This window comes from Synechococcus sp. BS56D (genome assembly GCF_004332405.1).
Classification (GTDB): domain Bacteria; phylum Cyanobacteriota; class Cyanobacteriia; order PCC-6307; family Cyanobiaceae; genus Synechococcus_C.
In genome coordinates this window covers 164910-189684 of record NZ_PHQU01000002.1, presented here as the reverse complement: position 1 = coordinate 189684, position 24775 = coordinate 164910, and the positions used below count along the sequence as shown (strand labels likewise).

Here is a 24775-nt window from a genome sequence, read left to right as displayed (position 1 = left end):
CAGCGTCTTGGTTAGGGCTCGGACTCGACGGGAAGTTTCAGTTCTCTTCGCCAGTCGCTCAGGGGCCGATCCCAACCATCTTCGAGTTTTCGAGCAATGACCAGCTCCGCATCAAGTCCCATCTGAAAGCCCCGCGCCAAGGCTCGCAGCATCGGGGCGAGAGGTTCGTCGTTCTGAAGGGCTGAAAGCATCCCGCCGAAGATCAGCATCACGGCAAGGGGTGAGCGATTTTGCGCAAGGTTGAACCCCTGGAGCCCCAGTTCACTGGCCCCATCGATCCCGAAGCCAGTCAGGACGTGCACGATGTCGTGGGTTTCTTTGAGTCGGTGCACCACGTAATCCTGCGCGGTGGTCACTGGGGATGGATCGATCAAGCTGTCGGGGGTGATTCCCTGGCTGATCAGCTGGTCGGCGTAGATGCGACCGAGGCTGCCCTCAGGCAGGGTCTTCAGAACGTTCAGATCGATCGGCTGCGGGCGCCAGCGTTCCTCTACAAGTTCGTTGAAACGGGGGGCTTCCAGCAGATGGCGCATCATTTGTTTGCCGAGTGGGCCGTCTTTGACGCTGTTGCCAACGGCGAAGACACTTTCCAAAGAACCTGGATTTTTCAGGAAGGATGCCAGGCCCGCCAAAAGTTTCAGGCTCTGAAGGCGTTCCTGAAGTTTGATACGCATTGGCGAAGGGCTTGTCAGTTCATTCTGAATCGACTCAAGTCATTCGGTCATTGGTTGGTTGATTCAGAGGAATTGCGGAACAGTTGTCTCTTCACCATCGGAACCGGCACCTCGGCCTGAACAGGAGGCATCGGAGGATGATTTGGTCTGGAAGCGCGTTGCTTGTGACAAGTTGCCCCCGATCACTCCTCCGGTGTAATAGGAGAAATCAGGGTTTCCACTGAACGCTCGACATACGTAGGTCAGAAGGATTGGTTCAGGTTCAGGCTCGGGTTCTGGTTTCGCTTCGGGCTCAGGCTTCGATTCAGGCTTATCAGCTTCGGTTTGACTCTCTTGATCTTGCGCTTCTTTGTCATCACCTTTCTCATTTTCTTTGTCTTCTTCGCGTTCAGCCTGCGCCTGTTGTTTGGGGAGTTTGTCGGAAGGAACCACTAAGTTGTTGGCACCCCGCAACCGGGGATAGGGCGTCCTAGCAGCGATTAACCAGTCGGATCCAAGAATTCCTAGTAGCTCGCGTCCGGGGAGTCCATAAAGCCTTTCGTAGACAAGGTTGATGACATGACTTTCCGGTAGCAGGTTCTGTCCGCTCATGGTCTCGATCACGAGCTGGGAGAAGCGTTCCCTGCTCATTTTTGTTTGACTGAGCAACATGCCTTCCTTGCTGAAGGTTGCTTCTTCTCCTGCTTGAAGTCTCACCACGGATTGTGATTGCGCCTGGCTCGTCAGAGTTCCGAGCGTGGAGGGTGATGAGCCGGGCATGCTCGGTTTGTTTGTGCCGCTTCGACCGAGGGCCACTTGCATCGGCCTATCGGTCATGAATTCCCTGGCCTGCCAAGGTAAAGGCGAAGCAGGCCCCTGCTGGGAAAGGTTGGGGTCCCTAACAAAACCACCGTTCGTGGCGAAGCGGTAGTTGATCTGCCCGCCAATCACGGTATCCAGAAGATCGTCGTACTGCCCATAAGCAGATACGGTCAGTTGGTTGCTGACGGGAACAGTGATCCCGAGGCGTCCACCTCCGTATGAGTCCCCGATACCACGAAGGAGATATGGAGAAAGAGACAGGGTGATTGATTGATCGCCGACATCGGCAATGGGAATTCCCAGCTGACCGATGGCATATCCCAGATTGTTGAGGCACCCATCCAAGGGGACACCACCAGTGGCACCCAGCTGCCACCGTCCTCTCTGCCATAGCCCGCCCACGGCAAGCTGAGAGTGGAAGCAGCCTGAGATGTCCCAGCCGTCATATCCGATCAGCAGAGAGCTGATGCTGCGGTCGTTGGGATTGAACCACTTGTATCCCAACTCTGTGCTGGCTCCCCATGCGCCGTCAAAATTGGTGTTTCCTGTTGAGTAGCTGTAAAGCAGGCTGCTTCCCATGCTTTGGCTGAGGGGGAGAAAGAAGGAGGCATCTCCCAGAATGAGGCCCGCGGCTTCACCCAGTGTTTCTCCAGAAGCGTTGCTTCCCCAGGCACTCGAGCCGATCCCAATCACTGGATTCAGTGTTGGGTAGAGCGAGAGAATATCTGGCTGTTTTTCGTCGCTCTGCTGCCCCTGTTCTTCGTCGGAAACGGAGGCTTCACCGCTCAAAACTGCTAAGTCATAGCCACCGTCTTCGCGCACGCTCAGAACGTATGTCGTTCCACGAATGCCAAGAACTTTGCTTCCGAGGCAGCTGTTCTGAGGTCCGTTGATCAAGACCTGACCGCGATCGAGTCGGAAGCAATCCTCGCCGAGTCGGATCAGGCTGTTATTTCCCAGGAATCCGAGGGCTCGTCGGTCAAACAGAACCTCGGCCCGGCTCCGGCCTGTACTTAGTTCTTGCCCCCGGTCAGCGGTCTGGTTGACCGCGGCTTCACGCTTGTCGATGAAGACCTCTCGACCATCGATGATGCGCCGGATCCTGGCGCTATTGAATGGGGCTGCGCTTGCTTCGGGGATGGCCAGAGCTGCAGCGAAGGCCATGAGAAGCAACTTCCTGAACACTGGCCTTTCCATCGATCAATCGATCCCTCATAGTCATTGGTGGGTCAAAGATCGCTGGTATCAGTGTCAGTTCGCAGTGCGAACACACTTTGCACTCCCTGGCCACGGATTGCGTGCTGCCCCAAGTCCTTCAGCGTTAGGTGGCTAGGGAGCTTCTTGGCGACGGCTTCGCTCATCACGATCGATGCATTGCAACGCTTGGCGATGGCTTCCAGTCGGCTCGCGGTGTTGACTGCATCACCGATCACGGTGTAGTCCATTCGGTGGTTGCTGCCGATGTTGCCGCTGACCACCCAGCCGTAGCTCAGAACGACCACCTGCTCCCAGGGAGGTTGGCCATCTGCAATCCAATCCTGATTTAGAGCTTGGAGTCGTTTCTGAAGGGAGAGGGCAGTGCGTATCGCTGCCAAAACGTTCGTTTCCGCGTCGTTCTGCAGAGGGGCTCCGAACACAGCCAGGACAGCATCGCCGATGAATTTGTCCACCGTGCCCTCCTGGGCATGGACGGCATCAACCACTTCACCGAAATAACGATTCAGGCGTTCGACCAAATCCTTGACGCGTCCCTGCTCGGTCATGGTCTGTGTAAACGCTGTAAATCCCCTGATATCACTCATCAGCACGACGACATCCATTAAGCGACCTCCAAGAAGACCATCTGCCTCCTCTGGCTGATCCGCGATTTCTGCAGCCACTGCAGGCGAGAGATAGCGCCCCAACGTGCGGCGTAGTCGACGACGTTGCCATTGCAGACGCACGGTCGCCTCTCCTCCGCTCACGATGCCGGTGATCCCAAGGCCTGCGGCTAGTCCCACCATCGGCAGCAGGATCCCTGCCCATGCCACCAAAGACGCACTGATCGCTAATAAGAGCCCCGCCGATCCGAGCAGGAAGCCGATTCTTGGGAGTGGTCGATCCCAGCGACCCGCGATCAGCCCAGCTGCGATCACGACGGCAGCAATCAGCCAATTCCATCCGGTAGGGGCTGAGATCCATCGCAGCGATCGGCCCTCGAGGCGATTGGCGAGTTCGGTGGCATGCAGCTCGACACCAGGCATCCCCTCAGCTCCAGAGAACACCGCCGGATGTAGGTCCTGAAATACAGCTGCGGTCGGTCCGACAAGAACTAAGGCTCCCTTCAGGAGCTTTGATGCCTTCAAACTCTCAAAGGCCTTGGGTTCCAGAAGTTCCCAGATGGAGATCGTTTTGATCGTGCGAGGAGGTCCATAGGGATCCAGCAAGATGGAGTCGCTGGTTTTCACATCAACGTCGCCACCCAGCCGTTTTAAAACTGCGTTGGCGAGTCCATCTGGTACCGAGGGTCCTAGTCGCTGTCGTAGGGAAATCACGGCATCACCGGGGCGCCGTCTGATCACCCCGTCAGGGTCGGGTTCGCCGTTCAGCAGGCCACGATGCACGACGGGTGACATTTTGCTCAGGGAGGGGGCAATGTCCAGTAACGACACTCCCGCCACAGGGCCACGGGTGGTCAGCACCTGAGTGCCTAAAACCACGTGCTGTTGATGCCGATTCAGTGCATCTGCAAACACTTGATCGTCCTCTGGCCCATGACTACTGGGTGCTTCGAACAGAACATCGAAGCCCACAACATCAGCACCGGCCTCAAACAATCGTTCCAAAACCCTGCCATGCACCTGTCGAGGCCAAGGCCATTGGGTGAGGCTTTTCAGTAATGGATCGGTGCTCAGATCTGCGTTATCGGCCTGTTGAAGGCTGAAATCATCGATCGCCACGATCACGACCTGGTCTGGAGCTGTTCGCTTTCCGCGCCATTCCTGCACTAAGCCTGCGAAGCGAAGATTGAGCTGATTGAGAGCGGTGGCGTTCAGCCCCGCCACGATTGCAATCGTGCTGCCAAGCATGAGCAAGGCGGCATGGCGGCGGATCCATCCCAATCGCATGGTCATGATGCCCAAGGGTCTTGCACTAATCCTTCGAGCAGATCGGCAGCCCGATTCAGGGCTCGGTCTGCTGCAGATGAAAGCGTCTTGCAGCAACGGGACAGCGTGGGGCGATCTCTCTGAGCCAATGCGTCGAGTGCTTCAAGCATTAAGGAGAGCTGGCCGTTCGCCCGCCGGCAGCGAGCACTGCTCAGGGCCAGGAGTTGCATCACGAGCTCGCTGTCATAAAGGGAGGCCTGAAGCAGGTCATCGGCTCTTACGGAGAGCAGTTCGGCTGGGCCATGGCTCACTCTCACCGAAGCGCTGTGGCGGTAATCGCCAATCAGGGCCATTTCACCAAGGAGTTCGTCGCTCCCGACCGTTGCCAGTACACGAGGCCTGCCGGAGCCGTCCTGCATCTCAACGGTGAGCTCTCCGCTCACCACCAGAAGGACTCGTTCAGCTTCAGCGCCCTCATGGATCACCACCTCCCCTACCTCAGGCTTCAGGGTGTCGTACTGAAGTTCGCGTAGGTGGGTGTCAAAAAGAAGCCGGAGGCGTTCCCTCACGTGCCTGAGCTGAAGGTCGTCGCCCTCCATGGCGCCGGAGCGGACCACTGATTCCATGCTGGCGACTCGAGTTGAAATCGTCCGTGCCAACTGCCTTAGCGTCACGATCTGATGTCGGTCGTCGTGATCTCGTTGCTCGATCTCCTGATTCTTCTGGTGCTGGCCCATTTCGTGTGCGATTTCGTGTTGCAAAGCGATCGCATGGCACGGGAGAAGACGCCCGGCCTGGATGACACTCTGAACTGGCGCTGGTGGCTGGGTGCCCATGCCTCCACTCACGGCCTCGCAGTGGCCTTGATCACCGGCATTCCTCTGCTCGGGTTGGCTGAGATGTTCGTGCACGCGATCATCGATTGGCTGAAGGTTCGCCTTCGCTTCTCCCTCGCCACCGATCAGTGTCTGCATCTTTTTTGCAAGTTGATCTGGGTGGGGTTGATCGCCTGCCTCTGAACCATGACAGCGCTGACAAGAGACGATCTGCGGGCTATGGCCCTCTTCGCCGATCTTGCTGACGATCAGCTGGATCTTTTGCTGGATCGTCATCGGGAGACCAGTCATCAGATCGATCAGGTGATCGTGATGGAGCAGGACTGGGGTGAGTCGCTGTTTTTGATTCGTTCTGGCCTGGCCAAGGTGCGCTCTTACACCGCTGATGGCGATGAAGTGATCATGTCGCTCCTGGGTCAGGGTGATGTCTTTGGGGAAATGGCTGCCCTCGATGGGGCCTCTCGATCTGCTGATGTGGTGGCCCTCACACCACTGCGCTTGGTCAAGATGCGCGCGGCTCCGTTTGCGGTACTCCTCACACAGCAAGCCCCCTTCGCCCTTGCCCTCGCTCGATTGGAGGCCAGTCGACTGCGGGATCTGAATCAGCGCTTCGCTCTGCAGAGTGCCGACGCCACAACACGGTTGCTCGATTCATTGGCCTACTTATCTCGGAAATCCTCTGGATCGAAAGATCCCCTGGCTTTGATTCCGCCCTTGGCGCAGAAAGAAATCGCGCTTGTTGCGGGATTGGCTCGCGAAACGGCGTCGAGGACGCTGAGCAAGTTGAGGAGTCGAGGCACCGTCGTTGAAGAGGACGGACAGTTGCGCCTTGTCGATGCCCAGCCTCTGATCAAACGGGGCCTGTTAGAGGGTTGAGGCTCATTCCTGCAGATAGGTGGTTTGGCGAAGACTGGTGGTCACGTGGCTCATGAGACGACGGGCATCGCTAACGGAGAGTCGCCCATCACTGATGGCCTGTTCGCTGGCCAAGCGAAGACGTTCGAGCATTAGCTCGGGATTGTGTTCCATCGCCTGGAGCACATCGGCGTTTGTGTCTCCTTGCACGACATGGTCAACCCGGTAGCCACCACCTGGGGCCAGTCGGATGTGCACCGCGTTGGTGCTGCCGAAGAGATTGTGCAGATTGCCCATCACTTCCTGGTAGGCACCGGCGAGAAAGAGGCCAACCAGGTAGGGCTCGCCAGGTTTGGGCTGGTGGAGCTCGAGCAGTGCTTTGCTCTTGCCATCATGAATGAAGCGGGCGAGCTTCCCATCGGAATCGCAGGTGAGGTCAGCAATGTTGCCGAGTTGATCTGGTTCTTCGTCCAGGCGATGAATCGGCATCACCGGGAAGAGTTGATCGATGGCCCAGGTGTCTGGGGCGGACCGGAAAACAGAGAAATTGGCGTAATAAGTGGTGGCCAGGCTGGCCTTGAGGTTGCGCAGATCCTCAGGGCAGTGTTCCGGGGGGATGAGCGATGCGATCTTGCGGGCGCAAGCCCATGCGAGCTGTTCGGCCCGGGCTCGATCGGGAAGATTGAGATAGCCCAGCCGGAAGGCGCTGAGTGCATCGTCCTTAAATTTGAGCGCATCATTCCAGGCTTCCTGCAGGTTGCTTTGGTTGATGTTGTTGAGGGTCTCCTGAAGGTTGCGCACAATCAGCGGGTCATCTTCAGAAGCGGATGGCGCGTGATCAGGAGCTGTGCCCGCTCCGAGAACATCGAAGACCAGCACACTGAAATGGCTGGCCAGAGCTCGTCCGCTTTCGCTGACGAGGGTCGGCACAGGCACGTTGCAGGGTTCGCAGCATTCCCGCACTGTCGCCACTACATCATTGGCGTAGTTCTGAAGGGAATAGTTCGTGGAGGCAGCAGTGGCACTGCGACTCCCGTCGTAGTCGATACCTAGTCCACCGCCTACATCTAAGTAGCCCATCGGAGCACCCAGACGATGGAGCTCCACATAGATCTGCCCAGCTTCTTGCAGGGCATCCTTCAAAACGGCAATGTCATTGATCTGACTGCCGATATGAAAGTGGAGTAGTCGTAGTTCGCTGAGTAGGTCGGCCTCCTCAAGCGCTCGAACGGTGTCCAGTAGTTCTGGGATGGACAACCCGAATTTGGCGCGATCGCCGACGGAACTCCCCCAACGTCCCGTGCTGCGAGTGGACAGCCGAGCCCGGATTCCGATCAGGGGCGCTGCACCCAAATCACGACTGGCTTTGATGATGCGATTGACCTCTTCGGGCTGTTCAATCACCACCACGGGTTGACGACCGAGGCGTCTCGCCAGGATGGCGGTTTCGATGTAGCGCTGATCTTTGTAGCCGTTGCAGATCAGCAGAGCGTCCGGGTCTTCGAGAAGTGAGAGTGCGATCAGCAGTTCGGCCTTGCTGCCGGCCTCTAGGCCGAAATGCCAGCGTTGGCCGCTCTCGACGAGCTGCTCCACCACATGGCGTTGTTGGTTGCATTTGACCGGAAACACCCCCTGATAACGACCTCTGTACCCGTAGTGGGCGATGGCGCGGTCAAAGGCGGCGTGGAGTCGCTCCAGGCGGTCTTCAAGAATGTCATCGAAGCGGATCAGGAGGGGGAGAGCCAAATCGCGGTCCCGCATGCCCGTGACGAGATCCACCAGGTCGATGCTGCCGCCGCGATCCCCCCTGGGTTGCACAGACACATGCCCCCTGGCATTCGTGGAGAAGTAGGGATCCCCCCAGCGATCGAGCCCATAGACACTGGCGCCTGCCTGGGCAGTCCAGGTGCCGTCGGTGCCAGAGGGAGCACTGAGCATCGATGCTTCCGCCACAGTTTGAGACTCGGAATCTAGGCAGCTCGGTCACGAGCTTCAGCTTTGGGCAGCAGGCTTGCTTGCCAAGCGGGCCGTCGGCCACGGACGATGACCGCGGTTTTTCTCCTACTCATGGCTGCCGAACGCACCTTCATTGCCATCAAGCCCGATGGCGTCCAGCGTGGTCTCGTTGGCGAGATCCTTGGCCGTTTCGAGCGCAAGGGTTTCAAGCTGGTGGGGCTCAAGCAGCTCACCCCCAGCCGGGAGCTGGCAGAGCAGCACTACGGAGTGCATAAGGAGCGCCCCTTCTTCGCCGGCCTGGTCGAGTTCATCACGTCCGGCCCTGTGGTGGCGATGGTCTGGGAGGGTGACGGTGTGATCGCTAGCGCTCGCAAGCTGATTGGTGCGACCAAGCCCCTGGAGGCCGAGCCCGGCACCATCCGCGGTGATTTGGCGATCAATATCGGTCGCAATGTGATCCACGGATCCGATGCCCCGGAAACGGCCCAGTTCGAGATCGGTCTCTGGTTCCAGGCTTCCGAGCTGAGCGACTGGACCCCTTCGGATCAGGGCTGGCGCACCGAGGGCTGATCCTTCCGATCAGTCAGGGTTCTTGCTGAGAGCCCCGGCTTCAAACCGGTCCCAGCGAAAGTCCCCCAGCAGCTCACCATTGAGCTGGCTGGGGGATTCCTGTTGCATCGCATCCGCCACCAGCTCTGCGGTCAGGCCCGCCATCAGCACCCCATTGCGGTGATGGCCGCAGGCCAGCCAGAGCCCCGTGATCGGGCTTGCCCCCAGCAGAGGGCCCTCGTCGGGGGTGCAGGGTCGGAATCCCCACCAGCGTTCCATCGGTGGCCAGTCCATGGCTTGCGGCAGCAGGGAGGCGATGCCGTCCTGCAGGGTCCGCTGTCCCTGGGGGGTGAGACCTTCCTCAAAGCCGGCTTCGGGTTCGGAGGTGGCGCCGACCACCACCAGTCCGTCCTCGCGGGGCACCAGGTAAGTGCCGGGGCCGAAGATCACCCGCTTGAGGGCGCCCCGAGGGGCCTGGAGGGACAGCATTTGCCCTTTCACGGGAAACACCGGGAGGGCGGAGAGCAGTCGGGCGCTCCAGGCGCCACTGCAGAGCACGGCTGTTGAACAATTCAGTGTGTATTCCGTTCCTTCTGCGTTACGGACTCGTGCTCCTTGCAGGTGTTTGCCGTCCTGTTCGAGGGCCAGGACCTCTAAGCCCTCCTGGAAGCGCACGCCGCGGTCGGCGCAGGCGCTTTCGAGGGCCCGCATCAGCAGGCGGCGATTGTCAATCTGGCCGTCCTGAGCAAAGAGCAGTCCTGTGCTCCATTGCGGGGCCAGGCCCGGTAGCTCCCGCTCGAGCTGGGTGCGGTTCAGGGCCTGCCCCCAGGCTGCGGTGGGGTAGTGGTCCCGTTCCGTTGCATCTCGGAACGGCACCACGATGCCGCTGGAGCGCAGGCCGCAGGGCAGGCCGCTGTCGGCCTCGATCTGGGCGACCCACCCTGGGGCCCGCTCCAGGCTGATCTGCCCGAAACGCAGCTGGGTGCCGCTCAGGCCCTCGGCATGGGGGGCCAGCATGCCGGCGGCCACGAATCCAGCCGCTTCGCTGCGGCGGCGGCTCAGCACGGTCACCTGCTGGCCGCGGCGGGCCAGCTGATGGGCCACCGCCAGCCCCATCAGTCCCCCTCCCAGGATCACGACGGGATCGTCGGCCATTGCCCCCTTGTGGTTCAGACACCCGACCTTAACGACGTCGTTCCATAGGATTGGCCGGCTAGCAGGGATCTGGGCGGATGGCAGCGAACGGCGCGGGCACGGGCAACTGGGAAGCCGTGATCGGTCTGGAGACCCATGTGCAGCTGGGCACCGAGAGCAAGATCTTCACCAGCGCCTCCACGGCCTTCGGTGATGACCCCAACACCCACATCGACCCGGTGGTGTGCGGCTTGCCCGGCACCTTGCCTGTGCTGAATCAGAAGGTGCTCGAGTATGCGGTGAAGGCGGCGATGGCCCTCAACCTCAACATCGCGGAGCACTGCAAGTTCGATCGCAAGCAGTATTTCTATCCCGATCTGCCGAAGAACTACCAGATCTCTCAGTACGACGAACCGATCGCTGAGGACGGCTGGATCGAGGTGGAAGTGGCAGAAAAAGGCAAAGACACCTATCTCAAACGCATCGGTATCGAGCGTCTGCACATGGAGGAGGACGCGGGCAAGCTGGTGCATGCCGGCAGCGATCGACTGGCGGGTTCCACCCACTCCCTTGTGGATTACAACCGCGCTGGGGTTGCGCTCGCTGAGATCGTCAGTAAGCCCGATCTGCGCACCGGTCGCGAGGCTGCTGAATATGCCTCTGAGATCCGCCGGATCATGCGCTATTTAGGCGTGAGCGATGGAAACATGCAGGAGGGTTCCCTGCGCTGTGACGTCAATATCTCCGTGCGCCAGGGGCCTGATGCCCCCTTTGGCACCAAGGTGGAGATCAAGAACATGAACTCCTTCTCGGCGATTCAGAAGGCCTGTGACTACGAAATTCAGCGCCAGATCAAGGCCTATGAAACCGGCGAACCCGTGGTGCAGGAGACCCGACTCTGGGATGAGGGCAAGCAGCTCACGAAGAGCATGCGCGGTAAGGAGGGAGCCAGTGATTACCGCTACTTCCCCGATCCTGATCTTGGGCCGATCGAGGTGAGCGTGGATCAGCGCGAAGCCTGGCGTGCCGAACTGCCGGAGCTGCCCGCGGCTAAGCGCCATCGCTATGCGGAGACCCTTGGTCTGTCGCAGTACGACGCCCGGGTGCTCACCGACGAACGTCCGATGGCGGATTATTTCGAGGCTGTGGTGGCTGCAGGTGCTGACGCCAAGCTTGCTGCCAATTGGATCACTGGCGATATCGCCGCTTATGTGAACAGCAACCGTCTCAGCTACGGGGACTTGCCTTTCCGCGCGGAGCAGCTGGCGGAGATGGTGAAACTGATCGATGGCGGCAAGATCAGCGGCAAGATCGCCAAGGAAATCCTTCCTGAGTTGCTCGAGCAGGGTGGCTCACCGGCCAAGATCGTCGATGAGCGAGGCCTGGGCATGATCAGCGACCCGGCCGCGATCACCGCCATCGTCGAAGAGCTCCTGGCTGCTCACCCTGAGGAGGTGGAAGCCTTCCGCGGCGGTAAGAACAAGCTGCAGGGTTTCTTTGTTGGCCAGCTGATGAAGAAGACCGGCGGAAAGGCTGATCCGAAGCTGGCGAATCAGATCCTCACTCAGAAACTGAAGGGGGGCTAAAGCCCCGTCTCAGTTGGTTTGCGGAGGGCCGTTGTACAGCTCGTTCAGCACCGAGCGGCCATCGGCGGCGATTTTCAAAATCGTCTGAATGCTGGGGGCTTCACCGCTCTGCTCCCAACCCGGTGGCCCTCCAGGGATGTTGAAGACGAAGTCGTCATTTTCACGGCTGAGGCAGGGATTGCCTGCGGCGCCGGCGAACATGCAACTGGCGGGTCTGTAGACGCTGAGCCCACCGTTGAGCCGGATTGCTGTGTCGCGAGCCAGGTTGATGCTGCGTCGTGCGGCGAGGGGATCGTTTGGGCTGCTGTCAGGGATTGAAGCGTTGCTCGGTGCTGGAGCTTCGCCTGGATCTGGATTTGGCAACCCCTCCGACTCGGCAGCCGGCATGCAGCTCACTTGTGATGAGCTCAGGTCGATTGCGCTGACAGCGACAAGAGCTCCTGATGTACGGTCATAACAGCGGAACGTGATCGCCTGTGCTTGGGCAGCGTTGTCGCAGCTGATGCTGGCGGCGGCCAGGCTGAAGGCGCTCAAGCCGATGGCGCTCAGGTGGAGCAGGTGGTTCATACCTTGAATTCTGATGGACAATCCCTGGCGATGGGAAAGCCCCGCCATGGGCGGGGCGCAGGTTCGGTGGCCGTTGTTGTCAGCGTGCGGTGTGGGCGGCGCTCAGCAGTTGGGTCGGCTGCTGATGGATGCGGGTTTTTGTGTGGGTGTCCAGGAGGTGTTGAAGCCAGGGTTGCCGCCGACTTTGACGAGTCGATTGCGTTCGATGCGCAGCTTGAGGCTGCCGGTGCTGTTGTTGCAGTAGTTCTTCCAGGACGCATTGATGATGTTTCCCTGGATGGTGCCGGTGATCAGGTTGAAGGGTTTGCCATTGAGGAAGCCTTTCATCTGGAAGTTGTTGCCGCTGCGCTGAGCGGAATAGACACCTTTGTTGTTGCCTTTGAGCCAGCCATTGAGGTTGACCTGAGGTTGTGGATTGCAGTCGGGTCGGCTGCTGATGGATGCGGGTTTTTGTGTGGGTGTCCAGGAGGTGTTGAAGCCAGGGTTGCCGCCGACTTTGACGAGTCGATTGCGTTCGATGCGCAGCTTGAGGCTGCCGGTGCTGTTGTTGCAGTAGTTCTTCCAGGACGCATTGATGATGTTTCCCTGGATGGTGCCGGTGATCAGGTTGAAGGGTTTGCCATTGAGGAAGCCTTTCATCTGGAAGTTGTTGCCGCTGCGCTGAGCGGAATAGACACCTTTGTTGTTACCTTTCCACCAGCCATTCAGGTTCGGGGGTGCCTGGTCTTGAGGTGGTTGGGGTGTGCCGCAGCTCGGTTGGGCTGAGAGATTGACGTTGGCGGGGGTGTTGATGCGAACCAGGGTTTGGGTTGACAGGTTGCCACCGACTTTGACAAGTGCTCCGTTGCGGAGGCTGAATGCAAAGGAACCCCGTGCTCCATAACAGTAGTTGTTCCAGTTTCCACTGATCAGGGCACCATTCACAATCCCAGTGGAGATGTTCAGCGGTTGTCCTGAGCTTTGGAAGCCCTTGATGGTGACATTGCTGCCATTCACGCTGATGTTAAAGAGCCTGTTGTCATTGCCGCGCCACCAGCCGTTGAGGTTGACGGGCTGCTCGGGTTGGGGAGAGGGTTCTGGATTGGGCTGGAGTTCTGCTGGGCCCGGTACTTGGTTCACTTGGCTAAATAAAAAGATGGATTTATCGCGCCCGTTGGGATTGTCGACGGAGGCCTTCAATCTGTCGTCATTGTTGACCTTCAGCCACTTGTCATTTTTGCGGGATTGCAGTGCCATCCGTCCGCCTAGTCCTGTTGCTACGAAAGTGGTACTTTCCCGGTCTGACTTGCATTGGTAGGAGCCGAGTAGCACGGTTTCATCGTTGTTTTTCACGCGCCACCACTCATTGGGGTTTTTCACGCTGCGCAGGGCAAATGTGTTTCTGACGGCGCCAGGCAGGTTGCTGACATCAAAGAGTTCGAAGACGCCTTCGCTTCCGGGGGCTGGTTGGTCACGGAGTTTGGCTTTCAGGGCATCGTTGTGATGGCCGCCGCTCACATAGCGGTCATTCAACTTAGACTTGATGACAAACTGGCCGAGGGAGCGTCCGTTTTCGCAGTTCACTCCGTTGTTGGCGGAGGCTGAGGGAGTTTGAAGGCTTGCAGTGGCAATCAGTGCGGTGGCCGTGATGGCGCTGGTTGCTGTACGGGCTTGGTTGAGGAGAGACATGGTGTTTTCTTTGGGTTGATGTTTGGAAATTAGTCAGTGTGTTGGTTTTGACAGTTGTTTGAAAAATGTTTGTTGTGAAGTGACGTGCTGTTCAGCGAAAAAGATCGGCGATGCCCTGCCCAAGCAATTTGCCGAGGTGTTGGCCGACGGCAGAGCCCAGTTGATCGCCGGTGCTCATCTCGGGTGCAGGGGTGACTGCTGGATCGCTAACACCTGGCTCGACAGCTCCGTCGCCCGTGAAATCCGCCTGGCCTGCGCCGATCTCGATCACGGGATCTGGGCTGGTTGGTGAAGGTGAGGTTTGGGCGGGTGTGGTGGTGCCGGGAACGGGCAGGCAGCTCACGGCGGGGCTGGTCATGTCCACCGCACTGCGGGCAACGAGCTGACTGGTGGTGCGATCGAAGCAGTCGAAGGCGATGGCCATGGCATCGGCTTTGGGACCGTGGGCGATGACCAGGGCGGTGGAGCCGAGAGCGAGGGCAGAGAGGAGGGAAAGGGAGCGGGTCATGGTTTGCAGTGAGGGTGAGGAGAGGGGAGGAGTGGGGGCGGCTGTGTGTCCCCGATGAACCCAAGATCTCTGCAAACGACCGACGGGTTGATGATCGCGGTCTCAGGGGGCTGTGAGCTTGGTCACAGAGGACGAGATCAGTTGCGCTGCAGGGGCTCTGGGGATGCCCGCTGAGGAAATGGCATGAAAAAGCCCCCGCGTTGGCGGGGGCGGATTGGGTGGGATGAGGGGCATCAGCCCAAGGGAACAACGACGTCGATCGCTCCAGTGGTTTGCGGTACCGATGCTTTCATGCAAAAAGACGGGGAGGCTTCGCCGATCTCAGCCCATGCTGAGAGCATTGGCGCAAGAACCTGAGACGGAGCTTGAATCACTCCTGAGCTCACGGTGGTGCTGGCGCCGCGATCAAAGCAGTCGTAGGTCATGGGCATGGGATCGGTTTTGGGACCGTGGGCGATCACCAGAGCGGTGGAGCTGAGAGCGACGGCGGAGAGGAGGGAGAGCGAGCGGAGCATGGGAGTGAAGAGCGATGCAGCAGAGCCATTTGCTGCCGATGAACCCAAGCTCTCTGCGATTGCCGTGCCGCCTGTTGATGCCGGTCTCACTGGCCTGTGAGCTTGATCACAGGCGCTGAGATCGACTGCGGCACAGTCGATCCTTCCTTGCTTTTTCTGATCAGAGCTGGATCTCAGAGCTGTGATTCGACCAGCGCAATCCACGCTTCTGGCCGGTCACCGTTGTCAATCACCAGGTCTGCTCTGGCGCATTTGCTGGCGAGGGGCAGCTGAGCGGCGATCCTGAGCCGGGCTTCCTCGGCCGTCAGCGCATCTCGGGCCATCAGTCGCTCTTGTTGCTGTTGTTCTGAGCAGGACACAACCCAGATTTCTGTGCAGAGGCTCTCCAGGCCTGCTTCAAACAGCAGCGGAATCATCAGCACCACGATTGGCTCCTGCTCGAGCCTTACTAGCTCCCCATCGAAGTGATCGCGGACGAGGGGGTGGACCAGCCGCTCGAGCCAACGCCGCTCGTCTGGGTCGCTGAACACGATCCGGCCCAGGGCCGCGCGATCGATGCGCCCTTCCACCATGGTCGAACCGCTCGCCAGCACCCGATCTCCGAAGTGTTCCAGCACCCGTTTGGCACCCTCGCTTCCAGTGACTAGGGCGTCACGGGCGATTTGATCGGCATCCAGCACTGGAATGTCCTGTTGCGCCAGCCAGCGACCAACACTGCTCTTGCCGCTGGCAATCCCTCCGGTGAGGCCAATCCGGCGTTGGCTGAGCATGGCGCGGGGCGAGGATGGATCCAGTGTCTCGCGTGCGCCCGTGCTTGCGGCTACCAGCGGCTCATCGATCTCTTGGTCTCCCCTGGTGGGGGGCATCACCGCGCCTCAGGGGTTTGAAGCGGCTGGCATCACCGCAGGACTGAAGGCCTCCGGTAAGCCTGATCTCTCCTTGTTACTGGCCCCGGAAGGCGCTGTTTGCGCCGGCACCTTCACCACCTCCGTGGTGCGTGCCGCCTGCGTGGATCTTTGCGCGCAGCGGTTGGCAGCGAGCTCGGGTCGGGCCAGGGCCGTGCTCACCAATTCAGGCCAGGCGAATGCCTGCACCGGCGATCGCGGCTTGATTGATAGCCAGAGGGCTACGCAGGCGCTGGCTGATCGTTTGGGCCTGGATGCTGACGAGGTGCTGATTTGTTCGACCGGCGTGATCGGTGTGCCGATCCCGATGGACACCCTGCTGGCGGGCTTGGATCCCCTGGTCGACGCGCTCAGCTCTGAGGGCGGGGCTGCAGCCGCCACCGCGATCCTGACGACCGACTTAATTGATAAGCAGATCGCCCTTGAGGCGGACCTCGGCGGCCGTCGCGTGCGGATCGGCGGCATGGCCAAGGGCTCCGGGATGATCCATCCCGATATGGCCACCATGCTCGGCTATCTCACCTGTGATGCCGGCGTGCCGGCTGAGGTCTGGCAGGCCATGGTGAAGCGAGCGGTAGATCGCTCCTTCAATGCGATCACGGTGGATGGAGACACCAGCACCAATGACACTTTCCTTGCCTTTGCGGCTGGAGAGCCGCTGGCTCCCGCCGATCTTGAGGCTCTTGAGGAAGGCGTGACCCTGGTGGCACAGCATCTGGCCCGCGCCATCGCCCGTGATGGAGAGGGTGCGACCTGCTTGATCGATGTGCTGGTCGAGGGTGCGGCAACGGAAGCAGAGGCCCTTCTGATCGCCCGCACGGTCTGTGGCTCATCGCTTGTGAAAACAGCCGTGCATGGGCGCGACCCCAACTGGGGACGGATCGTGGCGGCTGCCGGTCGTTCCGGTGTGGACTTTGACCCCGAAGCGGTGGCTCTATGGCTGGGGCCCTATCAGCTGATGGCTGCAGGGCGGCCCCTTCCCTTTGACCGGGATGCCGCTTCGAGCTATCTGAGGCAGCGGGCTGCAGGGGCCTATCTCCAGGACGACAGCGTCTTGATCCGATTGGAGCTGGGTGATGGCTCCTGCAGTGGCCGTGCCTGGGGATGTGACCTCTCGGATCAATACGTGCGCATTAACGCCGATTACACTACCTAGCGGTAGAACCCTGTTACACCAATCATTCTGGGGACCCTGGGATTAGTGCTAACGGTTTGCTAACGCTTGATACGCACATAGTTTTCTGCTTGAATGGTCTACAGAGTTAAGGGGAAAGCAAACCTTTTTGAGTTAGCAACAAGTTGTGGGCCACCTAAAGTGTCCTAGTCATAGAGGGGCACCTGCCCCACCACCCAAGACGAAACCCTGACCGTCTATAAACCCAGCGTGTAAACGAACAGGTTGTTCATACGATTTTTGAATGTGTCTAGCAAAATTATCCTCACTTCTCTTGCAGAGGATTTGATGACTATTGTTCGTGGCTCTATGGTTGAGTTAGCGAATGAGTGTGGTGGAAAGGATAGGTGTTCTAATCCCAAGTGTCTGTACCATAAGGTTCAGCGACACAAGAACCCAAAACCTAATCCTTATTTGGACTTGTGCTATACATCCACCCTCGCTCTCTATCATTTGATAGAGATGCTCTCGCCCCTGTCTGGTGAAGAGTTTGATAAGTGGGTTAAACTTCGCCGTAAGGATGGTCCTACTGGTCGTCGTAATGCAAAGGGACCTGTTAAGCACTTTTGGATTGATATTGATGGAGAAGTCTTTGATCCATCATATATCCAGTATGTGATTGGCAAAACACAGTTGCCTACTTACGCTAACTGGGACAATTATAAGAAGACAAAACAGACGCTCAAACCAGAGCGTGTGCGACCTCTTCTCAATCGTGCACTTCTAAATCTTGTCTAACTGTTTTTAGTAGCAGGTCCAAGGGGTCGGCGAACATCGCCAATCGTTTTTGATTGAGTTCCTTTTGTCTTTCTGGGTCATTCCAGGAGGTCGTATATGAGGAACAGAGTTCCCGTCCCTCAATTCTGCGACAGTAAATCAGTTTCTTAGCTTTGAGTGTTTTGTTCTTGTGCTCTCTGCCCCTCACATTCGTATCGCCATATCCTTTTGTGATACCAAGGAGTTCCCAGTTATCTGCACGGTAACAAGCACCGTTTCTGGTCTTCCCATTCCACAACCTCTCTTCCACCACAAATGTCTCAAAACCTGCGACCTGAACTCCATAGAGTTCTTCCCAATCCCTTTGGATCTGCTTTCTCCACCTTGAAAGTGCCATTGTAGCTAGATTCGGTGCTGGGTACTCCAGGCGAAAGATGTTGTTGTTGATAATGCTGTTGAGTTGTCTGGTTTTCGTTTCCTTGTCTTTGGCGAACCCCCAGTACTCGTCTCTAACTTGACTGGTGAAGACAGCACTAGCACCACCAATAACTCCGACTACCTCGCCTCCATAAAAGACCAAGTATTGAAGTTGCTGCCCTACCAGTCCACGATCGGGTATGTAGTGCCGTGAACGGAACTGCTGGTACAGGGGATTGGACCTCTTCACTAGTTCCAGGTGTAGAAGGTCCTTCTGCGCCCTTGTAGGCGGTTCTGGTGGCGCAGGACTTGGTAGGAGGTCCTCAAGGAGTTTGGTGATGCTCCTGCCTCTTCCTGTGCCGTTCTGCCGTCCGTACTCGTCCAACCGTTCCAGCAACGGTTCAGGCAGGTACACCAGAACTGGCTTTGCAGGCGGTTTTGCCTCTTCAGCAAACCGACCCCGAGCACGACTTCTGTGCCCCTTGGGCGTACTCGTCACACCGACCTATATGGGATGGTGGTGAAGGTACTCCTTGCCAACCAGCACCGCCAGTCCAGCAACGCCAAACCCAACGCTAGTGGTCGTCTAGTGCGTGAGAAGGTCCATTACCGTGCCTTGCTCGTTCACAAGGCGGTGACGCTTACCCGTGGTCTTTGCACGCTGTTGTGCGGTTCTGTACGCACTTGGTTGGTTGTACTGTGTCGTATTCCGCCAGTTACCGAATTGGTCCTGGAACTCAATGTGGATTTTCACCTGTAGTAAGCAATCTCAGTGGCTCATACCACAGTGAACTCTATAAATCACCTAAAAATCTGGCGGGATTTTTTTGTGAGTAACGAACCTTCTAGTTCTCTCGTTTTTGGTTGCCTCTGTAGGTTCAAGGGACCCAAGCATTTTATATGAGGTTAGTGACTAAATCTTTCATTAGTACTATCCAGGTAGTTTGATCTAGTACTTGTGCTGCTCTGTATGCGTTTTCCCAATCCTCAATCTTCTCTTTCGCCATTCTTGTGGTTGAACTAGAGGGGCGAACTCTATTCGCTTCTGCCATGAATTCTTCAAACACTTTTGACCCATCCTTCCTTGTGGGGACAGCATTCTTCTTTTTAAGCCTTTGCCTTGCATCCCACTCCTTCTGCTTTTTGAGTGCTGATGGAGCAATGGTGAGATATTCGGTCTTTCTTGGTTCTCCTTTCTCGTCATTCTGCTTGTAATGACCTTTGTATGTCTTATACCAACCATCGTATAAGGTCCTTTTCTTTTCTCGTTCTATTACTTTGCTGTCCCAGTCGCTACCACCCGTAAGTTGTTTGTCTGCTTGCGGATTATTAGGCACTAAATGCTTGGGTACTCTATTTTCCTTCTTGCTTTTCATTTTTTCCTGTACTGCTCCTCTATGAGTTCCTTGATGAGGACTTCTGGTTTTGACCGACGCTTCTTGGAAATCTCCAAAAGCATCTCCCATACTAGGTTTTCTACGCGAATACTCTTCATTGTTCCTCCAAAATCCTAAAAGTCATATTAACTTCTTCTTCTAGTATCATCCTTTTCTGGGTATCAATTCTAGTCAGCAAGTATTCTACTTGTTGCTGACTAACCCCTTCTGTAATCTGATCCAGTTTCTCGTATAAAAAATCAAGTTGCTTTGTGAGTAGTTCTATTCTCTGATTCATAAACTCACCTGATTGTATCGCTCTCTAATGAGGACCTTGTGTAACTGACTAAAATCATAACCATAGTGCTCCATTAGCATCATTTCCATCTTGTTTAATTTAATTGCTTCATTGCTCCCGTAGGAAACTGTTCTCTTAATCTGTTTAGGGTTCTTGGTTAGTGTAGTCATAATATCCTCCTTAAATACTTACTAGAATAATTGCTGGATTATTAAGTTCTTATGGCTTGCTGCCTTGCATTGCTCATCAAACCATATTTATAAATCACTTTTAATTCTATTTATTCTTGTCTCGCTGTTCCTTGAGTGCTTTTGATTGTCCTTAAGGGTCTCAAAGGTCCCCAAAATCATTCACACTATATCTATACAACTTCTTGCTAAAATACTCCTTTAATGTTACAATATGGTAACAATCGCAAGAATTATATGACTGCTTCTGGTTCTAGTCCAGGTTTTATGGAGTATCCAGGTCTGGGTGTTCAATCTCGTTACTTTATGGATATGGTTTTAAAGCTTGGTGGTAAGAAGTACCGCCAGGCAAATGGTATGGATGCTTATAGAGTTAAATGCCCTGCTTGTGGTTGTCCTGGAGCAATAATGGGTTTGGGACGGAAGGGAACAACATATATGCTCCTGTGTCCTAACACTGGCAAATGCTCTCTTCCCAGTCATACCAATGGAAGTGCTGGTGGACTTAACTTGCATCAACTCATCAATCACTACGGTGGAGATGAACTCCTAAAGGAATGGCTTAGAGAAGGAAGAAAGAGTAACTACTACGAAGATTGGTTGCCTATTAAGAATAGTGGTCGCAGGATAGTCTAGTATCAACTCCATACTTTAAGGTTTGGATTTCCTGGAGTGAGCGATTTGTCGAGTGAGCAACTTGTCGTTGTTCCTGGAATCGGGCAGGTTATTGCTGGGTCAAGATTTCTTGGACTCGGCGAATCCAAACCAAGACCTGGACGCCCAGGACAGTCTCTTGTGACCTGGCGAATGGAATGTGGTATTTGCAATACTGAATTCATTGTCAATAGGCACGAAATCAAAAATCTGCACAAGAATGGCAAGAAGAGATATTGTGCGAATACTCATTTGCATTCAGGAGTGACACTTGGACAGAGATTCACGGGCACGATTGTTAAGGGGTGGGTAAAGACAAAGGAAGTTGACAAAAAAACTGGTGTTCACCTCAAAGACCACAAAGGAGTTCTTCGCTACAGATGGTTATGTGAGTGTAAGTGCGATTGCGGCACGAATCATCTGGCACGACCAGACCAATTACTCAAAGGGTCCATAAAATCTTGTGGTTGTAGAAGAGCAGAAATATCTAGAGAACTGCATACGATTCACGGAATGGCCTCAAGAGGTGCAAAGTCTTGGGAATACCAAATATGGAGTAGGGCAAGTAGTAGAGCCTCGCAAGGCGGATATGGTTTTGATTTGTCTCCCGAAGAAATAGTCATTCCCAAATTCTGTCCAATTCTTGGCATTGAGATTAACGAAGAAATGGATATTAATAGAGAGAATGCTCCTTCCTTGGACAAGTTCTATCCAGACAAGGGTTATCTAAGGGGGCAAGTGTTTGTCACTTCTATGATGGCAAATAGACTTAAGTCGGATGCGACGCCTGCGGAGATGCGTGCTATTGCAGATTGGCTTGCAAAGGAAGAGGACCGAATTAGAACTACAGGTCTCTATGAAAAGTTGCGTAGACTGCCTCCTTTTGAGACTCCACCTCCTGGAAGCAAAAGGAATATGTCTGGACTTATAGCAACTAAACAGTATAAACTCTGGCAGAACTCTAGGTCAAGAGCAAGAAAGGCGATGATACCTCATACTCTATTACCTCAAGATATTGTCATTCCAGATAAGTGCCCCGTTCTTGGAATCCCTATTGATCACAACACAAAGGGTACAGGCAAGGGATTTAAGGAGTTTGGTGCAAGTATTGATAGAATTATCCCTGAACTTGGTTATTGCCCTGGTAACATCTGCATTATGAGCGGTCGTGCTAACAGACTTAAAAAAGAGGCGGATGCAAAGACTTGGCGTATTATTGCCGATTGGGCAACCAGAGTGGATAATGAAATTAAGCAGTTGGGATATGCTGTTGGTGCTATTGGTTCACCGATTTAGTTTGGTCGCCAATCGCGCACTAATTGAGTCGTATTGTCCAACGGCAGAAAATCAAGTGGTTTTGACTTGGTAAATTCTGCTATCACTTAAGATTCTCAACTAAAATCCTTCTGATCGTAGAGAGACCTATTCCTGTTTGTTCTCTGATGGATCGATAGGAGCATCCTTCTTCACGCAAGCGAAGAACTAGTTTCTCTTTGGCCTGATTGGTTTTTGGTCGTCCACCTAGATTCCCACCCGTTTCTCTGCGGTGTTGAATACTCTCCAAGGTCCTTTCTTGTATGAGGGACCTTTCCACTTCAGCAAGGCCAGAAAGAAGACCAATCAGTATCGGTGCAAACTTTCCAAGACCACGGGTATTAACCAGTCCGTCCAGTGTTCGGATGTGGATGCCTCGCTCCTGGAGGTCGTGGAGGCGGTTGATAACGGAACGCTGGTCCCGCCCTAGTCGGTCCAGTTTCGCCACGACTAGTTCATCACCCTCCACAAGGGCGTTTAAGGCGGATTGGAGTTGAGGTCTGTCTCCTTCCTTGATACGGGTGCTTACGACCTCGTGGAAGACCACAGAACACCCTTCTGCCTTCAGCAGCGATACCTGGGCGTCTACTGACTGGTGTGAGGTGCTTACACGAGCATAGCCAATTGACCGAGCGACCACTTGTTTCCAAAACGGGTGTTACGGAAATACTACCAACCGAACAGTGTTTTGGGAACACCTCAAACCAAGTTGAACCGTCCCGTTCCTGCTCTGTTCGTAACCGTACGGTTTTGGTAACGCTGTTCTCGCTCTGATTCGCCAGCACCGACCTATATCGGTTGGTGCTGAACCGTTTCTGCTCTTGCACCTGGTGGCAGTCTCCGTACCATTTCACCAACGCCAAACCCAACGCTAGTGGTGTCTGCTTCCGCCTGGTCTCGGGTCACCAACCACGCCAACACGGCGGCAACCTCCGTAACGGACGAGAGGTACACACCAGGTTGGGTGCTTGACCTTGTGGTTTCTGCCCTGGGTGGAATTGACCTTGACCCCTGTGCGGACCCACAACGACGAGTACAAGCCTCACACCATTTCACCAAGGAAGACAATGGTTTAGAGCAACCCTGGAAGGGACGGGTGTTCCTCAACCCACCATTCAGTAATAGCAAGGATTGGATCCGACACCTTTCCCTCTACTTCGCTAGTAGCACTGTTACAGAAGCAGTGGTGCTGTTACCAGTAATGGCCTTGACGAACAAATCCTCACGCCTTCTGCTGCGGGAACAGGCAGAGGGATTTATTTTGTTGGAACGGAAGTTGTCTTTCCTGGATGCCGACTACAAACCGATAGGGGAAATGTCCAGTTTCCCCTTCGCTCTTGTCTACGCAGGCGGCAACTTTCACAAGTTTCTGTCTGTAATGGGTGATGTAGGTATTCCTTGCGTAATCAATAAACCACATTCTCAAATTAAAAAAATGTCGTGTGCTTATTGCGGCAAACCATTTACCGCTGTTCGCACCACGCGAAAGTACTGTGGAACAACCTGTAGAGTTGAAGCCTTTAGAAGAAGAACTAGTTGCTAATTGTTTGGTCTACCCATTTTAATTCGGTCATAGCACCTTTTAACTTTCTGCCTTTGCCAAGGATTTCTGTTGATTCATCGGCGCGATAGTGGAAATAGTGTTCTTCTATGTACTTTAGACTTGTATCGGTGTTTGCGGCTACAATCGCCACGGGAACACCTCTTCTCAAGTTCATAGTGATATAAGTATGCCTGAAACTGTACCAAGTAAGGTTTTTCCCTGTGTGAATGCTGATTTTTCGTAGATTGTTGCTGTCGTCCTCCGCCCATTCCGCCAGTCCTGCTTCCACAAGCATTTCGCATAAACTGTCTTTCCATATTCTGTCGCTGAAGGGTTGTCCTAGTTTCTGGTTGGTAAAGAGGAAGTCGTTCGGTTTGAGGAACTTTGTGGTTTTGCGGAGATTTTGTAGGTGCCTTGCTATCGGTGCTGAAACTCTGTAAGACCTTCCAGTTTTTGTGCTCTCTGCTGGAACATCAACTGCAACCCATATTTTCCGCTCTTCTTTGGGTATCGTTGTGTTCTCGCTAATGTCTCTCCACTTTAGTTTCTTTAAGGACCCTATACGGATACCAGTATCCATAGAAATCCGCATCGCCCAGTAAATCATTTCTCTGTGAAGAAGTTGTGTCTTTGCCCTTTGGGAACCTGGATGACTGATATTTGCTTTCACTTTGTACTGACCTGAACTGTCTTTTTCTATAGAACCTTCGGCGTCAATTAATCGGGTATTCCCTTTTGCCCAGTAGTACCGAGCACATTTCTCTAGTTGTTCCCATTCTTTGTCTGTTAAATCGTCTCTTCTATGCTTCTTGTCTTTGGGAAGTCTAATGTTGGGGATTTCTGGCGTACTATCTCTTGTTAAGAAGCCATTGGTAATCGCTACTTCCTGGAAGCACCGACGGAGTGTGGAGAGTTCCTGGTTGATAGTACTTTGCTTCGGTGTTGGTTTGCCTAGTTCTTTCGCTCTTTCTTTTCTCCAGGTCTCGTAGTTTAAGAATTCATTTCTTCTGATTCTGTGAACTTGCCTCTCGTCATTCCCCAGGTACTCTCTTAACCACCTGGATTGACTTTCTAATAAGCGATACCTTGTTTTTGTTATTCCACCATGAGGAGTTTCGCTGATTCTGCGTTTTTCCTTTAGTAGAAACTTGTTTATCATATCGCCAAAGGTGAGCGACGCTATCGCTTCTCCTCTGTCGCTCTTGCCTTTGAGTTCTACAAAACGGCTTATCCCAAGTACCCAAGCCTCTTCTTGCGCTTCTGTCTTTGGAGGTGGATGTTTACCATTCCCGTCTTTTAGTACAAATCTATGCCTCCTAGTTGTTTCTTTGTCGTAAAAGTATAGGCACCATCTTCCTCCTCTGTTCGCATCTCTGTAGACATAAGCATTCCTGTCTCCAGGAATATCCTTCCTGTCTAATACAAACTTGTTGCTGCTGGAAGTCATTAAATCT

At 55.1% G+C, this 24775-nt stretch carries 25 protein-coding genes; 10 read left to right on the top strand and 15 right to left on the bottom strand.

The window, feature by feature from the left end:
* Positions 1–11: 11 nt before the first annotated feature.
* Both CWE17_RS03605 and CWE17_RS03600 read right to left on the bottom strand, forming a co-directional pair.
* Positions 12–674 carry a Coq4 family protein gene (locus tag CWE17_RS03605; protein ID WP_131454999.1) on the bottom strand — a complete coding sequence of 221 codons (663 nt, stop codon included), beginning with the start codon at positions 672–674 and terminating at the stop codon, positions 12–14.
* A 63-nt stretch (positions 675–737) separates the two neighbouring features.
* The gene (locus tag CWE17_RS03600) at positions 738–2372 is read right to left on the bottom strand and encodes a hypothetical protein (RefSeq protein WP_240789230.1); all 1635 of its coding nucleotides are present in this window, start codon (positions 2370–2372) and stop codon (positions 738–740) included.
* A gap of 123 nt (positions 2373–2495) precedes the next feature.
* On the opposite strand from CWE17_RS03600, the gene CWE17_RS12360 reads away from it, so the two are divergent.
* Entirely contained in the window at positions 2496–2693 is a 198-nt protein-coding gene (locus CWE17_RS12360) for a hypothetical protein (protein WP_240789229.1), read from the top strand.
* An 11-nt stretch (positions 2694–2704) separates the two neighbouring features.
* On the opposite strand, the gene CWE17_RS03595 is transcribed toward CWE17_RS12360, so the two are convergent.
* Positions 2705–4588 carry a CHASE2 domain-containing protein gene (locus CWE17_RS03595; RefSeq protein ID WP_240789228.1) on the bottom strand — a complete coding sequence of 628 codons (1884 nt, stop codon included), beginning with the start codon at positions 4586–4588 and terminating at the stop codon, positions 2705–2707.
* The gene (locus CWE17_RS03590; RefSeq protein WP_161971410.1) at positions 4585–5187 is read right to left on the bottom strand and encodes a cyclic nucleotide-binding domain-containing protein; all 603 of its coding nucleotides are present in this window, start codon (positions 5185–5187) and stop codon (positions 4585–4587) included. The genes CWE17_RS03595 and CWE17_RS03590 overlap by 4 nt, the downstream gene beginning before the upstream one ends.
* Positions 5188–5253: 66 nt before the next feature.
* Here CWE17_RS03590 and CWE17_RS03585 point away from each other — a divergent pair, with 66 nt between their 5' ends.
* Entirely contained in the window at positions 5254–5580 is a 327-nt protein-coding gene (locus CWE17_RS03585; protein WP_370318266.1) for a DUF3307 domain-containing protein, read from the top strand.
* Positions 5581–5583: 3 nt separating this feature from the next.
* Positions 5584–6273, top strand: a complete 690-nt coding sequence (locus tag CWE17_RS03580; protein ID WP_131454996.1) for a Crp/Fnr family transcriptional regulator — start codon at positions 5584–5586, stop codon at positions 6271–6273.
* A 3-nt stretch (positions 6274–6276) separates the two neighbouring features.
* On the opposite strand, the gene speA is transcribed toward CWE17_RS03580, so the two are convergent.
* A complete protein-coding gene (gene speA / locus CWE17_RS03575) occupies positions 6277–8190 on the bottom strand; it encodes a biosynthetic arginine decarboxylase (RefSeq protein ID WP_131454995.1) in 1914 nt (637 codons plus the stop codon).
* 129 nt (positions 8191–8319) lie between these two features.
* Between speA and ndk the strand changes: the two genes are divergently transcribed.
* Positions 8320–8778 (top strand): nucleoside-diphosphate kinase, encoded by a 459-nt coding sequence (gene ndk / locus CWE17_RS03570; protein WP_131454994.1) that lies wholly within the window; start codon positions 8320–8322, stop codon positions 8776–8778.
* 9 nt (positions 8779–8787) lie between these two features.
* Here ndk and thiO read toward each other — a convergent pair whose 3' ends face one another.
* On the bottom strand, positions 8788–9912 hold the full coding sequence (gene thiO, locus CWE17_RS03565; RefSeq protein ID WP_131454993.1) for a glycine oxidase ThiO: 1125 nt from the start codon (positions 9910–9912) through the stop codon (positions 8788–8790).
* 77 nt (positions 9913–9989) lie between these two features.
* On the opposite strand from thiO, the gene gatB reads away from it, so the two are divergent.
* A complete protein-coding gene (gene gatB / locus CWE17_RS03560; protein WP_131454992.1) occupies positions 9990–11477 on the top strand; it encodes an Asp-tRNA(Asn)/Glu-tRNA(Gln) amidotransferase subunit GatB in 1488 nt (495 codons plus the stop codon).
* 9 nt (positions 11478–11486) lie between these two features.
* Here the strand turns inward: gatB and CWE17_RS03555 are convergent, their stop codons facing one another.
* From CWE17_RS03555 to coaE, 5 genes are all read right to left on the bottom strand, one after another.
* Positions 11487–12044 carry a hypothetical protein gene (locus CWE17_RS03555; protein WP_240789227.1) on the bottom strand — a complete coding sequence of 186 codons (558 nt, stop codon included), beginning with the start codon at positions 12042–12044 and terminating at the stop codon, positions 11487–11489.
* 102 nt (positions 12045–12146) lie between these two features.
* The gene (locus CWE17_RS12305) at positions 12147–13712 is read right to left on the bottom strand and encodes a hypothetical protein (RefSeq protein WP_206338347.1); all 1566 of its coding nucleotides are present in this window, start codon (positions 13710–13712) and stop codon (positions 12147–12149) included.
* Between the two features lie 91 nt (positions 13713–13803).
* Positions 13804–14220, bottom strand: coding sequence for a hypothetical protein (locus CWE17_RS03545; protein WP_131454991.1), 417 nt, complete (start codon positions 14218–14220; stop codon positions 13804–13806).
* A gap of 233 nt (positions 14221–14453) precedes the next feature.
* Positions 14454–14735: a hypothetical protein gene (locus CWE17_RS03540; protein ID WP_131454990.1), complete on the bottom strand. Its 282-nt coding sequence runs from the start codon at positions 14733–14735 to the stop codon at positions 14454–14456.
* Between the two features lie 173 nt (positions 14736–14908).
* On the bottom strand, positions 14909–15505 hold the full coding sequence (gene coaE, locus CWE17_RS03535) for a dephospho-CoA kinase (protein WP_131454989.1): 597 nt from the start codon (positions 15503–15505) through the stop codon (positions 14909–14911).
* Between coaE and argJ the strand changes: the two genes are divergently transcribed.
* Both argJ and CWE17_RS03525 read left to right on the top strand, forming a co-directional pair.
* Positions 15504–16796 (top strand): bifunctional glutamate N-acetyltransferase/amino-acid acetyltransferase ArgJ, encoded by a 1293-nt coding sequence (gene argJ, locus CWE17_RS03530; RefSeq protein WP_131454988.1) that lies wholly within the window; start codon positions 15504–15506, stop codon positions 16794–16796. The two genes, coaE and argJ, sit on opposite strands and share 2 nt — an antisense overlap.
* 480 nt (positions 16797–17276) lie before the next feature.
* Complete coding sequence (locus CWE17_RS03525) at positions 17277–17552, top strand: hypothetical protein (RefSeq protein ID WP_131454987.1); 276 nt, start codon at positions 17277–17279, stop codon at positions 17550–17552.
* On the opposite strand, the gene CWE17_RS03520 is transcribed toward CWE17_RS03525, so the two are convergent.
* Positions 17524–18333, bottom strand: coding sequence for a Druantia anti-phage system protein DruA (locus CWE17_RS03520; protein WP_161971409.1), 810 nt, complete (start codon positions 18331–18333; stop codon positions 17524–17526). The genes CWE17_RS03525 and CWE17_RS03520 overlap by 29 nt on opposite strands.
* A 511-nt stretch (positions 18334–18844) precedes the next feature.
* Entirely contained in the window at positions 18845–19414 is a 570-nt protein-coding gene (locus CWE17_RS03515; RefSeq protein WP_131454985.1) for a hypothetical protein, read from the bottom strand.
* A 633-nt stretch (positions 19415–20047) separates the two neighbouring features.
* Between CWE17_RS03515 and CWE17_RS03510 the strand changes: the two genes are divergently transcribed.
* Both CWE17_RS03510 and CWE17_RS03505 read left to right on the top strand, forming a co-directional pair.
* Complete coding sequence (locus tag CWE17_RS03510) at positions 20048–20446, top strand: hypothetical protein (RefSeq protein WP_131454984.1); 399 nt, start codon at positions 20048–20050, stop codon at positions 20444–20446.
* 36 nt (positions 20447–20482) lie between these two features.
* Positions 20483–21760 carry a hypothetical protein gene (locus CWE17_RS03505; protein WP_131454983.1) on the top strand — a complete coding sequence of 426 codons (1278 nt, stop codon included), beginning with the start codon at positions 20483–20485 and terminating at the stop codon, positions 21758–21760.
* Positions 21761–21842: 82 nt separating this feature from the next.
* Here CWE17_RS03505 and CWE17_RS03500 read toward each other — a convergent pair whose 3' ends face one another.
* Complete coding sequence (locus tag CWE17_RS03500; protein ID WP_131454982.1) at positions 21843–22418, bottom strand: recombinase family protein; 576 nt, start codon at positions 22416–22418, stop codon at positions 21843–21845.
* A gap of 237 nt (positions 22419–22655) precedes the next feature.
* On the opposite strand from CWE17_RS03500, the gene CWE17_RS03495 reads away from it, so the two are divergent.
* The gene (locus CWE17_RS03495; protein WP_161971408.1) at positions 22656–23321 is read left to right on the top strand and encodes a DNA N-6-adenine-methyltransferase; all 666 of its coding nucleotides are present in this window, start codon (positions 22656–22658) and stop codon (positions 23319–23321) included.
* Here CWE17_RS03495 and CWE17_RS03490 read toward each other — a convergent pair.
* Positions 23311–24768, bottom strand: a complete 1458-nt coding sequence (locus CWE17_RS03490; RefSeq protein WP_131454980.1) for a site-specific integrase — start codon at positions 24766–24768, stop codon at positions 23311–23313. The two genes, CWE17_RS03495 and CWE17_RS03490, sit on opposite strands and share 11 nt — an antisense overlap.
* Positions 24769–24775: the final 7 nt, after the last annotated feature.

Excerpts from the sequence above, each read along its gene's own strand:
- gatB (WP_131454992.1), top strand. The coding sequence starts at position 9,990 with ATGGCAGCGAACGGCGCGGGCACGGGCAACTGGGAAGCCGTGATCGGT.
- CWE17_RS03545 (WP_131454991.1), bottom strand. The coding sequence starts at position 14,220 with ATGACCCGCTCCCTTTCCCTCCTCTCTGCCCTCGCTCTCGGCTCCACC.
- ndk (WP_131454994.1), top strand. The coding sequence starts at position 8,320 with ATGGCTGCCGAACGCACCTTCATTGCCATCAAGCCCGATGGCGTCCAG.
- CWE17_RS03525 (WP_131454987.1), top strand. The coding sequence starts at position 17,277 with ATGCTCTCGCCCCTGTCTGGTGAAGAGTTTGATAAGTGGGTTAAACTT.
- CWE17_RS03490 (WP_131454980.1), bottom strand. The coding sequence starts at position 24,768 with ATGACTTCCAGCAGCAACAAGTTTGTATTAGACAGGAAGGATATTCCT.
- CWE17_RS12305 (WP_206338347.1), bottom strand. The coding sequence starts at position 13,712 with ATGTCTCTCCTCAACCAAGCCCGTACAGCAACCAGCGCCATCACGGCC.
- coaE (WP_131454989.1), bottom strand. The coding sequence starts at position 15,505 with ATGCTCAGCCAACGCCGGATTGGCCTCACCGGAGGGATTGCCAGCGGC.
- thiO (WP_131454993.1), bottom strand. The coding sequence starts at position 9,912 with ATGGCCGACGATCCCGTCGTGATCCTGGGAGGGGGACTGATGGGGCTG.
- CWE17_RS03590 (WP_161971410.1), bottom strand. The coding sequence starts at position 5,187 with ATGGAATCAGTGGTCCGCTCCGGCGCCATGGAGGGCGACGACCTTCAG.
- CWE17_RS03605 (WP_131454999.1), bottom strand. The coding sequence starts at position 674 with ATGCGTATCAAACTTCAGGAACGCCTTCAGAGCCTGAAACTTTTGGCG.
- CWE17_RS03555 (WP_240789227.1), bottom strand. The coding sequence starts at position 12,044 with ATGAACCACCTGCTCCACCTGAGCGCCATCGGCTTGAGCGCCTTCAGC.
- CWE17_RS03510 (WP_131454984.1), top strand. The coding sequence starts at position 20,048 with ATGACTGCTTCTGGTTCTAGTCCAGGTTTTATGGAGTATCCAGGTCTG.
- speA (WP_131454995.1), bottom strand. The coding sequence starts at position 8,190 with ATGCTCAGTGCTCCCTCTGGCACCGACGGCACCTGGACTGCCCAGGCA.
- CWE17_RS03595 (WP_240789228.1), bottom strand. The coding sequence starts at position 4,588 with ATGACCATGCGATTGGGATGGATCCGCCGCCATGCCGCCTTGCTCATG.
- argJ (WP_131454988.1), top strand. The coding sequence starts at position 15,504 with ATGGCGCGGGGCGAGGATGGATCCAGTGTCTCGCGTGCGCCCGTGCTT.
- CWE17_RS03580 (WP_131454996.1), top strand. The coding sequence starts at position 5,584 with ATGACAGCGCTGACAAGAGACGATCTGCGGGCTATGGCCCTCTTCGCC.
- CWE17_RS03540 (WP_131454990.1), bottom strand. The coding sequence starts at position 14,735 with ATGCTCCGCTCGCTCTCCCTCCTCTCCGCCGTCGCTCTCAGCTCCACC.
- CWE17_RS03515 (WP_131454985.1), bottom strand. The coding sequence starts at position 19,414 with ATGGGAGATGCTTTTGGAGATTTCCAAGAAGCGTCGGTCAAAACCAGA.